Source organism: Shewanella sp. GutCb (assembly GCF_002836135.1).
Classification (GTDB): Bacteria; Pseudomonadota; Gammaproteobacteria; order Enterobacterales; family Shewanellaceae; genus Shewanella.
Map to the genome: position 1 here is coordinate 64,346 of NZ_PJBL01000029.1, position 11,828 is coordinate 76,173.

General features: G+C 42.9%; 8 protein-coding genes. 1 reads left to right on the top strand and 7 read right to left on the bottom strand.

From position 1 onward, the window contains the following. Nucleotides 1–50: 50 nt before the first annotated feature. Nucleotides 51–200, top strand: coding sequence for a hypothetical protein (locus CXF86_RS22815; RefSeq protein ID WP_180961103.1), 150 nt, complete (start codon nucleotides 51–53; stop codon nucleotides 198–200). A gap of 117 nt (nucleotides 201–317) precedes the next feature. Here the strand turns inward: CXF86_RS22815 and CXF86_RS18060 are convergent, their stop codons facing one another. From CXF86_RS18060 to lolD, 7 genes are all read right to left on the bottom strand, one after another. Continuing rightward, nucleotides 318–1,736: a hypothetical protein gene (locus tag CXF86_RS18060; protein ID WP_145992394.1), complete on the bottom strand. Its 1,419-nt coding sequence runs from the start codon at nucleotides 1,734–1,736 to the stop codon at nucleotides 318–320. A gap of 1,120 nt (nucleotides 1,737–2,856) precedes the next feature. Further along, nucleotides 2,857–3,513 carry a pentapeptide repeat-containing protein gene (locus tag CXF86_RS18070; protein WP_180961104.1) on the bottom strand — a complete coding sequence of 219 codons (657 nt, stop codon included), beginning with the start codon at nucleotides 3,511–3,513 and terminating at the stop codon, nucleotides 2,857–2,859. 127 nt (nucleotides 3,514–3,640) lie between these two features. Then, nucleotides 3,641–4,594, bottom strand: coding sequence for a Gfo/Idh/MocA family oxidoreductase (locus tag CXF86_RS18075; RefSeq protein WP_102039686.1), 954 nt, complete (start codon nucleotides 4,592–4,594; stop codon nucleotides 3,641–3,643). A gap of 101 nt (nucleotides 4,595–4,695) precedes the next feature. Beyond that, nucleotides 4,696–7,176 (bottom strand): TOMM precursor leader peptide-binding protein, encoded by a 2,481-nt coding sequence (locus CXF86_RS18080; protein WP_102039687.1) that lies wholly within the window; start codon nucleotides 7,174–7,176, stop codon nucleotides 4,696–4,698. A 1,187-nt stretch (nucleotides 7,177–8,363) separates the two neighbouring features. Then, nucleotides 8,364–9,485 (bottom strand): heme-binding protein, encoded by a 1,122-nt coding sequence (locus CXF86_RS18085; protein ID WP_102039688.1) that lies wholly within the window; start codon nucleotides 9,483–9,485, stop codon nucleotides 8,364–8,366. Between the two features lie 393 nt (nucleotides 9,486–9,878). After that, nucleotides 9,879–11,132 carry a lipoprotein-releasing ABC transporter permease subunit LolE gene (gene lolE / locus CXF86_RS18090; RefSeq protein ID WP_101089636.1) on the bottom strand — a complete coding sequence of 418 codons (1,254 nt, stop codon included), beginning with the start codon at nucleotides 11,130–11,132 and terminating at the stop codon, nucleotides 9,879–9,881. Continuing rightward, entirely contained in the window at nucleotides 11,129–11,827 is a 699-nt protein-coding gene (lolD, locus tag CXF86_RS18095; RefSeq protein WP_232775088.1) for a lipoprotein-releasing ABC transporter ATP-binding protein LolD, read from the bottom strand. The genes lolE and lolD overlap by 4 nt, the downstream gene beginning before the upstream one ends. Nucleotide 11,828 lies beyond the last annotated feature (1 nt).

The window sequence follows — 11,828 nt, forward strand, 5'->3', positions numbered from 1 at the left end:
AGAATTATGCAGCTGAGCGCTAGTTTACAGACTATTGTGGAAGCAAAGGCATGAACGTTATGGTGAGAGCTAGGCATGGCGAACTGGCCGTTTTTGATATCGACGAACAGTCCTCTCCTTGCTCTGACGATGCGAAGCACCGCGACGTTAACCATGCACTGCTTAATTGGTATTACAAAGCTGAGCCTTTAGTTGAGTAACACGCATTTATAACTAAACGTATTAATGAAAAAGCGCCATTGCAAGGGCGCTTTTCTGTTAACTGATGTTGTAACTGAACCGCTGAATACGGGACCGACTATTGAATTCAATGAGGGTCAATAATAAGTAAAAAACAAATCATAAATTACCGCATCATCTTCCTCTGACTCAAATTTTGCGATGAGGTTAAAATGTTCCCGCAAGATATCAATTGCATCATTGTTATCGATAGCGTCTTCATATAAAGCTAACATTCCTTGTTTATCCTGAGGCAGTTGCAGCGATTTTACAGACAATGAAAATGAATCGCTTTTACTGTCTGTAAAAAACGGTTCACTAATATGAGCTTGGCTGAGCTCAATATCATCAAATTGTAAAAGAACATGATTACCGACTAGCCACCACTGCTTCTCATCACTCGCTATATTTATTTTATTGGTTTGCGGGATCTGCTTAAGCAAGTTTGGTAGCGTCATCAGCTCTACATTATTAGGTTGCAAGTGCTTATACAGCCATTGCTCTTGTTCCGATGTCAATTGAGGAAGTGCTTGCTTTTTCGCCTCATATTCATTATCCGTTAACGTGAAGTGAGTGAGTAAAGTCACTGGTTTGTCTTTTGTTGTAGGGTGAAAATCATCAAATTGTAATATAAGGCGTTGTTGCTTTTGAGTAATAACTATTTGATCTGAACTCTCTTTAATATCGTACTGCGAGAGCGAATCTCTTACTTGCTCAATTGGGCTATTGTGCGCAGCGATGATCCCCTCTAGTTGCCACTCAATATCATCAAAACCATCTCTATAGCCGATACTATTTTGGCCTGCACTATTTAATAACGAAAGCTCTGAGCTAACAGATTTCAACCTATCAGCTGAATAAGTAAACCAAAGGTTACGTCCGTAGCCCCATATTTGTTCGTGGTTTAAAAGTGTGAGAGTTATACTTGGAGGACCCAACTTTTCGGCTGTTTGGGCTGTGCTCGCTCCCAACTTTATGTCATACACACCCGTTGCAAAAGAGATATTAGCAGCTGGTAAAACCATATTATTGGCAACCACTATCGGTTCTGTTGGCTTTATAACATTGGGGGAGATTGTATATTGGTAGCTCATTGTTTGTAGTTCGTAACCATCAGCCGTATAAGCGGTTCGCTCATGACTAAAAGATTTATCGGCTTCACATACGGTGTATAACTGCGCTTCAATGTGTATTATTAAGCTAGATTTACTTGTTTTTCTTTTTGCTATTGTGATCTTTTTATTTTTGACATTAGTTAATAATACTATGTCAGCACCTTGTGCAGTGGCTTCTTCACGTAATTGATGAAGTATAAGTGCAAAAGCTGTACTTTCCTCAGGCGGTCCTAAATCCTGGTATTTTGGTGTATTCACTGTGAGTGATATAGGCGCTAATATATCAACAATACAGTTGGGTTTGTAATCGGAGATAATAGCTAATTCAGCAGCTTGGATATTCGTTACTGAGGCCAATAAAGTCATGAAAAATAGGCTTATTTTGAGGGGTTCCCTTATCATTGTGCACAGTCCATTGTTACAAAGAATAAGTACATATTCTATATAATAAAAGATAAAGTTCAATTTATTTAATTAGATAAATTAATATTATCGAGCTTCATAAACATGTCGATAGTTAAATTTGTCTTTCCTTTTTCGATCCATTGAGGCTCCGTGACACATGCAGCAATAGATGCATGTGTCTAAAAGCCTACGATTCAAGGGAATGGAAGACCCGCAAACGCCACCAGAATCAATACAGCGGTGAGGGAAGATTTTATTAACAACGTCATAAGCAATTCATGCCCTGCTACTTAAACATGTAACTTAATGCTGATATATAATAGCTACTATCTTTAAATTCTTGCATAGGTTTATATTATGTCCGTAAAAGTTTTTATATCTCACCGTCATCATCTGATATTAATAACCATTTAAATTCTTGTCCTGAATATAATGAAAAAAGTATTATACAAATTAACGTTACGCCAACAAGTTGGATTGCAAAGTATCGTCCCAAGCTTAAAGTTATTAAAAAATAAAATATGGAGCTATAAAGGTAAAGTATACAAACTCAGAGTTAGCTCTGTTAGCTTGTCATCAGGTATTTTATTTTTCTTTCAGAATGATGAAATAATCGAGTTACGCGGGTTTACAAAAACAACTGCCCCACTAAAAAAGATGATCTATTAGTGGTGAAACTTTATCTACAATGGCAGCAATCAAAAGGTCTTACCCAGGTACTTCAGTCAAGTCAATACTGTTAATTTACCTTTAAATTTAAGTAATAAGCGTATAGTTTAAATGAGCATAAAACGGTCAGCGGCACATATGCTTATCGTTTTTATTAGGTCAGAGATGCAATCCATCTATGCCTATGTTAAATACCGAATCACGAAATGAATAACGCAACCGCCACTAATCCAATGTGTACGGAGTAGAGTAAATACAACGCACTTATATTAGATAAATTAAGTACTTGCCCATAGTTATAATGGCCATACAGACTAAAGTAAGGCAAGCCTCTTCATCACTGCAAACCGAACGTATTCTTGATGGACAACTGGATCTTAAAGGAGCTCGTTGTCAATGAATAAGGATGCGACAGCACGCGTCTTATCCTTATTCATTAGCTAATGTGTTATTTACATATACCGATAGAACCTTTTACGCACACTCTTCCATCGCTCCATTTAGCATAATCAAGAATGGCTCCTTCTAAATCCACCTCACCTATATTACTCCCTGTAAAATCAACATCAGTAAGGTCACTTCCTGCTAAACTAACCATTAAAAAATCAGCGTTACGAAATGATGATGCAGTGAAACTACATGCTTCACATGAAAAATTATAAAATGATGATTGCTCAAAGTTTGAAGATATAAAAATCATATCTTCTAGTTCCATAATTTGAATATCGCTACTGGATAGATTTGAATAACTAAAATCAATATAGTACTGAGAGGCTTGCTGATCCTGTTCAAATGGACTGCCACGTAAAATATCGGGACTTGCCTCCGAAAGATAGCGCAGTACGTTAATCATTTCCTCTTTCCGTTCCAGCTCTTGCAACCTAAAAAATAGGGCTCGACTACGAGCAATAGCCGCATAGTGAGATAATTCAGCTCCTTCTGAAGATAATATGTCTGTAATGCCATCAAAATAACTGTCTACCATTTGTGTAACTGCAATATCTTCCTGCCAAGACGACATTTCAGCTTCTATCCACACACTTAGCCCAAGTAAAGTAAATGGAACTAATACAATCTCTAGCATTCTATCCCAGTCTTTTTCCATCCAGACTTTCAACATCATCTACAAATCACCGACCAACTTATTTATACTTATAAATCAAAAATAACCCGTTAAAGTACGACGTAAAAAGGTTAGGAACACCATCAAAAGTAACATCTAATCAGAGGCGTTATTTCTGTAAAAATGCCATTGTTTTTCCCCATAAACTCGACAATCCCAGCAAGTATTCAGGCTGCTGCTCAATTATAGCGCTGGGCTCTGCAATACTGACAATGAGTTTATTTAATGCCGTAATATTGGCATTATCTCGCTGCTGCATTAACTGGTACTGATCGCTAGCCTCGACTTGAACAGGTAGATAACTGCGCCATGACTCTGCAGGCATTGAAACCGGTGATGGGAACCAATAAACCGGCCCCGCGGTTTCACAAAGTAACAAATTACCATGAACAAAGGTCGCGCTGACACGATGATTAAGTAATGTAGCACTTCCATCATCATGCTCTGACGCAAAGTTTTGGCATAAGATTGATACCGATAACTCAGGGCCCTTCAGTAATATAGTTTCAAATAATTGTCTTACTTGGCCTGCTGTTTGTGGTGCTGATTGGAGTTCAATATTAGCCAATGAGCCAATAGCCCTTCCCAACAAATCCAATCCAGAATATAACGTGCGTAAATTAACATTCAAGTCGAAATGTAGACAAGTACCTTGCTGCATAGCTATTGCCATCGCACTGTAAAATGCTTGCGGTGCAGTAAGATCAGCAAAATGAGCATTAACATGAAAACGGCAGCCTTTTTGCGCCGCTAAACTAAGCGCGTAACGCACAAACTCTTCGCCCACAGGGTGTTCACACAAAACATGAATGCCTTTATTAAGGCACTGCACGGTCAAATTTTGCCCAGCCTCACCGGACACCGCGATACAAGCGATATCAATGCTGCCTGACGGGATCTGTTCTATTTGGGTAAAATGCGGTACCTGCATTTGCTGCGCATACTCAATTGAACGTTTGCTGCCCGTAGATAATATTCCCGCCAAAGTAAGGTTTTGCGGTTGTGTTGCCAACGCGCGAATATAGGTTGCGCCATAATTAGTACCACATACCAGTACATTCATTTGTTCATCCTTGATGTTATTTAGTTTTTAGGCTGCCGCTGACGTGTTACCTGCTGTTAGCATTAAGATGTCACTTAGCGGCAACTGCAAATAATCAATCACTACGCAATAGGGTGAGGGTACATATTGACAACCTTACCCTTGAGTAACAGCTGCAAGCGTGGGTTATCAATCCGTTTAAATTGCTCTCCAAAATGAATTGGCTGCATATTTTTTCCCACCGCTCTGGCAACCCTAAATGGACTCAGTGCAACATCTGGAGAGGTCACATCGACAATGGCAACGTCAACATTGGCATTACATAACCTCTGATTTAGATCGGCCGCATCCTTCACAACGGGATATGGCCATTGATCAATATCAATCGAGTGTTCATCAGCTTGGCGCATGAAATCAAAAGCAGACTTGTTATTCATTTTAAAATAGTAGGCCGCGTGATCTTCTAGACTTTGTACTTCACCAACATGCTGTGGCACTTTGGCGCCCGTTCCCATCAGGTAACACAAGTAAGGCATGACATGCCCTTGCTCAAGTAGTGCTTTTTTCATCGCGACCGCAATGTCTCCATGACAAGCCAGTGCAACCGAAACTGCAGGTGTTCGTATCCCGTCACCAAACGCGAGACAAACCACCGTTGGCACATGAATACCGACGTCGAGCAAGTAGAGCTCTAAGCTCATTCCCATTGCCGTTAACTCATCCAGCATCACCCGCATTTTTCCGTGATTAACAGCATCGAGTTTAAGTCGTTTACACGGATGCTGGGCATACCAAGTGAGCATCATGGCATCTCGTTCAATAAGCTCGTATGTTGCTCTAATTGCAGCATCGTCATTATCTTGTCCTGCCGCGAGCCCATTGGATGACACTTGGCTAAACTGCTCTTCATAAGGACAGCTAAAGTTAAAATAGCTAACTAATGACGGTACCCATACCGGTGTTTGAGTCCCTAAAAACACGCCTTTACTCCAGTGTATTTTTCGTTTTTTATTCCAACGAGAAAACGGAAACTGCGGTGTATGGTATTGTTTTTTTGAATATAGAACTAAGTCGTTTGGATCTAAATACTCTCCCGTCAGCTGACTAATTGAAGCGTAATGGCAATCTTCCAGACGGTATCTTGCAGCAGAGTATCGTTCAATAGCTTCGCCGATAGCGCTGATATGCGCAGACACACTGTCTAAACCTTTACCGGAACCAACATGTCCAGCGGCTCTGGGATCAAAGTGGCCAGACGTAAAGTTGGCCACATTGGCCGATGCCGTGATCGGAAAGTCAGGAAGCTGTGGAGAGTGTCCTGTGAGCTGACGGATAATGCCAGTCTTAGCATCTATCCAACCTTCAAAAAGATCGGTGACATCCTCAGCCGTACCGACACTATTTAGCGGATTGGCCTGTGAAATTTGATGTGCAGAAACAGCACTCATTGCCCCCACTTGCATGTTTGCAGCTTGCCGTTGACGCTCATTAATTGAATGGATATGAGCGGCCGCTGTATCGTGGTCATAGCCGCAGACCTTACACCAAGGTACAGGAATGATCTGATGCTGCTCTGCTTTATTGGTCACTAGATTCTGTACATTCACTTTTCCCACGAGATCGCTCTGAATGTAACCCACTAGCAGCTTCAACACTTCCATTGATAACTGGTGACCCGTCAACGCAGCCATCGAGGTTAACATGCTGCGAGCTCGGCTTGTTTGCTGATTTTTATAAGCTGTTTTTTCTAATTCGTGCGCCAAATCAGGTGCCACTTCAGTGCCTAATCGTCGTAAACGTAAACAGTTCCAGCATGCGTCAATTGCCGTTGTCTGCTGTGGTAAATTAACCGCCGGTCCCACCCAAGATTCCAATCCATCTAAACTGCCGTAGAGTGCAGGTAAACCCAAATGATGTAGTGTTTTAGAAATTTGATAAAGCCAATGCTTGGCTTCTTTGCTGAGAGTCACCACCACCAGATCCCAAATGGGCTCACTCGCGATATGGATGCCGCAGTCGCCTTTTTCTAACGGTTGTAGCGTCACATTACACCAAGGCGCTTGTTGCTGTAGCAAGCCTTTTAATACCTCTCCCCGCAATAAGCCAAGGTTAGACTCACCGAACGGACGATGGCAAAGAATATCATCTGCCGAAATCAATTCATTATCAATAATATGAATATGCCCAACGCCAGAACAAGCCAGTTCATCAACCATTTTGACAGACCAAGGCTCGAGTCCAATAACCAGTAATCTTTTGTCCTTTAGCGCCACTTCCGAATGCTGACTGCTTGACCATGCATTGATAAATCTCTCGTGCATCGCCCAAGGCGGTTTAAAGTCGGTATTAGCTTCCACCTCCTCCACTAATCCATGTTGCTTTAGTAAAGCAATAATTGACAGCACACTGCTTTGGCTATAACTCGGAAGCTGGTCACAAACAGCCTGCTCGGTATTATCACCTCGCAGTAAAGGGACAATAACGGTTACAAACTCACTTACATCTTTGCCATGCAGTTGAAAGTCGCCAAGATCCGATTGTAATAACACACCATGAGCATTCGGTGTAATGGTGGCTGCTGGTGATAACAAAAGAGTGTTCATTTTATATTCCTTTAGTCCCAATAACCCTAGTGATTAACTAGCGTTATTAGGTCATTTGTTATTAATCCAAATTAACTAGTGGCACTCAATAAGCAGAATGTCACTGGCGAGCTGGCACACTGGTACCCTGGATCACATGGTCTACACGTGACGCATTGAGCCAGTGGATGACTGTAACAAGGTAAGCAAGTGACACATTGTGAGTTTGTGGCGGGTTGACACTGCACGCAATAAGAAACCGGGCTAGGCGAACAGGTCACACATTGCAGCGTGGGCTGACAAGTCAGGCATTGCAAACCAGTAGCACAAGGCGTTGGTTGACACTGTACGCAATAAGCAATCGGGCTCTGCGAACAGGGCACACACTGCAGCGTGGGCTGACAAGTCAGGCATTGCAAACCGGTAGCACAAGGTGTTGGTTGACACTGCACACAATAAGCAATAGGACTTGGCGAGCAGGTCACACATTGTACTGTGGGCTGACAAGGCACACAGTAATACACAGGTTCTGGTACACAGGGCGCACAATAAGCGACTGGACTCGGCGAGCAAGTCACACAATGCACAGTAGGAATACCTGGCAAACACTGTAATCCAGTCGCACATGGCGTTGGTTGGCACTGAACACAGTATGAAACTGGGCTTGGATAACACGTCACACATTGCACTGTCGGCTGACAAGGAGCGCAGTAGTAAATAGGTCCAGGAGCGCACGTTTCACACTTAATTGCTGGCTGAGCACACTGTACACAAAAACTGACTATGCCCGGATTACATAAGTTGATAGTGCAAGGCAAACAATTGTCACACTTACGAACCGCCTGACCACCATCGCATACCACGCATTCTGTCGTAGCACAGACTTGGCATTTATCCGCCGCTGTGATGTTGTGATAGTGAACTTCTAATTCTTTCACTTTGGACGTTAGCTCCGTCACCTGAAGCTGCAGATCCTTTATCGTTTTATCACTCATTTTTCATTCCTTGAAACTAAATTAATAGCTTAGATATTGCTAACAGATTGCCCCGAAATAAGCATTTTGAGACAGGTGAACGCCTCGAGTCGTGTTTCTATAGCTGTCACGACTCGAGAACGCTTTTTGACGCCAGAGCCAACAACGCCCAAGGAATCAAATGTGTTCTCGATCTTTAACAACAGAAAGTGGATTAAAAATCGGTCAAATAGGTTACTGAACTTTGGTCAAGGTGTTTGCCGTGATATGCGGAAACTTATAGGTCTTGTCACCGACGGGCAGATCTAATGTGATGTTTTGCGTATATTGCAGTTGTAGATGACCGGTTGATAAGTGCTCTATCCAATAGGTGGTGGTAAATCGCGATACATCTGAGTGACTCTTCATAAATGGCGTATTGGCGATAGCGCCATGATTATCACTGTCAACTGTTAGCGCCGTCGTACTCGCAACGCTCACCCCTTTATCCGCTAATTTCAGTAGTGCACTATCAAGCACCGCATTGGGATTGATGCTTGGGTTGGTCGCAATATTTGGACCATAGGCGGCGCTAAATGCGTCTGGAGCAGCGATAGGCAAGCAGTTTGCAACGGGAATAGTTGGAGCACAGTAAGATCTAGTCACTCCGCCTAAGGCTAAAATTGAGTTTCCATGAGGAACCGAGACCTGCTTTACGATTTCAGTTAACGGATTTTGCGTTGGAATGGGATTTGGCGCTGGAGGTGTAGGAATGAAGGGCGCGGTATTGACTTCGTTTTGACCTTGCTGCGCCGACACTTGGTGCAACCAAGAACCATTTTCAGCATGCACTAAGTCATCCATCTGAGGCCCATCAGCAAAAAACACTCTTTGCTCATAGAACAAGGTGTATGAGTCTTGTTCGTACTGACCTCCTCGGTTTGCAACTTTGCCAGAGATTGCGCTGAAAGTAATAACTTCATAATAATTAAAGTTCTTTAAAATAAAGCCATTCGGTGCTGTGACTTGAGGGATAGGCATCACGTTAAAGCCACTAAATCGCTGGCTAACCCAGGTGCCAACGAGATCGGCTAACGGGCCTAACTTTTCAAGAACATCCGGCTTTTGATCGCCACCACCCGGCGCCAACAACGGAATATTATAATCAGGTACAAAAGGCGATGCTATCGGATGATTAACCGCGCACTGACGAGTTGAAGGTATAGCTTGGCTACATTTAGCGACTGGGCAACCTTGCGCTGAGCTAACTGATAATCCTTTATCAGCTACAGGACACTGCTTCTCTAAATCTGCCACAACTGACGATAGCTGTTGCACGCTCATGTCTAATTGTTCTAAATCTGGTTTTGCGTTCATTGTCATTGCTCCATGCTTTTACAATTAACCAAATCAAGGCTTCCATGCCCTGCCATAAAGGCATCAAACGACCTTTGAAATGGGAGTACTAAAAAACTAGCACAGCAATTCCAACGAAAAAATAGCACTTTATAAGGATAATTAGACTGCAACAACAATGATGAAAAAGGTTGAGTAAACGCGAGTCAAGTACATCTACAGCGGAATAAATGAGGACGCAAAAACACACTGCAACGCCCATCAAGTATGGGAAGTTAGCTAACCCTAAATGTAGGGTAAGATTAACGTAAGGTTTAGGTAAGGTTTACCGAAGAGAGGCAGTGACCGCACTCGCGATCACTCTAATACCAAAGCACTATAAAGCGCCTGAATGAGTCGTTAAAAACAGTCCCTCTAGCGGCCTGCTAATGCACTTGCTGGCGGTGTTTGGCTGGCTTTCCACGCGGGATAAAGCGTTGCGATGAGGCTCATCACAAAAGCGAGAGACACGACCGTAATCACATCGTTAACCACTAATTGTGACGGTAGAAAATCAATAAAGTACACATCTGCCGACAACAGTTGAATACCTAATACCGATTCTATCCCTTTGGCAATATCGCTGAGGTTGAGCGCAATTGTCACCCCTACAATAGATCCTATGATGCAGCCCAAAATGCCATTGAGTGCGCCCTGCACGATAAATATCAGCATCACCGAGGTCTTTTTCATGCCCATGGTTAACAAGATAGCGATTTCAGACTGCTTATCTCGCACCGCCATCACAAGTGTCGACACGATATTAAAACATGCCACAGCAATAACTAAAGCCAACACAAGATACATCACCATTCTAACCAATTGTATATCTTGATATAAATGTCCTTGAGTTCGAGTCCAGTCCGAAATATAAACATATTGCTTTTGGCTATAACCGAGGTCACGGATCAACATCGGCGCATCGAAAACATTTTTGACCTTAATACGCACACCGGAAACACCTTGTTCTAACTTTAACAACTTAGCCGCATAATCCATAGGCACATATGCGGTGGTTGTATCTAGCTCGCCCCCAAGTTCAAAAATACCAGAGACCACAAAGCGGTGACTTTTAGCGGCGGCTATTTTATTTTGAGACGAGTTATTATTGTTAGGCATATATAAGCTAATAGATTGACCAATCTCAATCCCGAGGTTATTCGCCAGCCCTTTACCAAGCACGATATTATTGTGCTTAGCTTCTTGTAAACTTTGCCAGCTCTGCTCAGACATGAAGTGACGAATATTTGATACTTTCGCTTCTTGCTCTATATCTATCCCCTGAACCGTTACCCCTTGAAAACCACCCGGCTTTTGCACCAGACCTTGCATCCGTACAAAAGGAGCCGCTGCAACAATTCCAGGGACTTTATCAGCATCCGCCACAACGGCCTGCCAATCATGTATTGGCTCATTCACACCGACTAACTCACCATGAGAAACGACCCCTAAAAGTCGCTCCTCTAACTCCTTCTCAAAGCCATTCATCGCCGATAATACGATAATCAGTACCGCGACTCCGAGTGCAATACCCGCAGTAGAGGCAAAAGAGATAAAGTTGATAAAACGGTTTGACTGACGGGCTAAATAAAAGCGCCACCCTATCCGCATCGCTAACAGGCTTTTCATCCAGTGAGCTCCTCAGCATTCACCAAGTAGCCATCTTTCATGTGTAACTGTCTATCCATTCTCGCAGCAAGTTGTTGATCATGAGTGACCACCACAAATGCTGTGCCTAATTGGGCGGCGAGTTCAGTGATCAATTCGTAGACGGCCTCACCACTATTAGCGTCAAGGTTACCGGTAGGTTCATCAGCAAGCACCAATTTGGGATCGTTAATCAAGGCTCTAGCGATAGCGACGCGCTGGCGTTCCCCGCCAGACAACTCCGCAGGAGTGTGTGCGAGACGATGGCCTAACCCCACTCGCTCAAGTAAAGCGGTCGCTTTACCTTCCACCTCTTTGCGTGTTTTACCCTGTATTAATGCTGGCATTGATACATTTTCCAATGCACTAAATTCAGGTAACAGATGATGGAACTGATAGATAAAACCAATATTATTATTGCGCACTTGAGCTTGGCGCTTGTTAGACAGTTGGTAGAGATCTTCATCGAGCATCGTCACATTGCCACTTGTCGGCCGATCTAAGGTACCCATAATATGCAGCAGTGTGCTTTTACCTGATCCAGAGCTGCCAACTATCGCAAGTTGTTCACCCTTGTAGACCTCTAAATCAACGCTATGCAACACTTGGGTTTCGACTGAACCATCGTTGTAACGCTTACTCACATTGCTCACTTTTAGCAATAATTCTGAATTCATT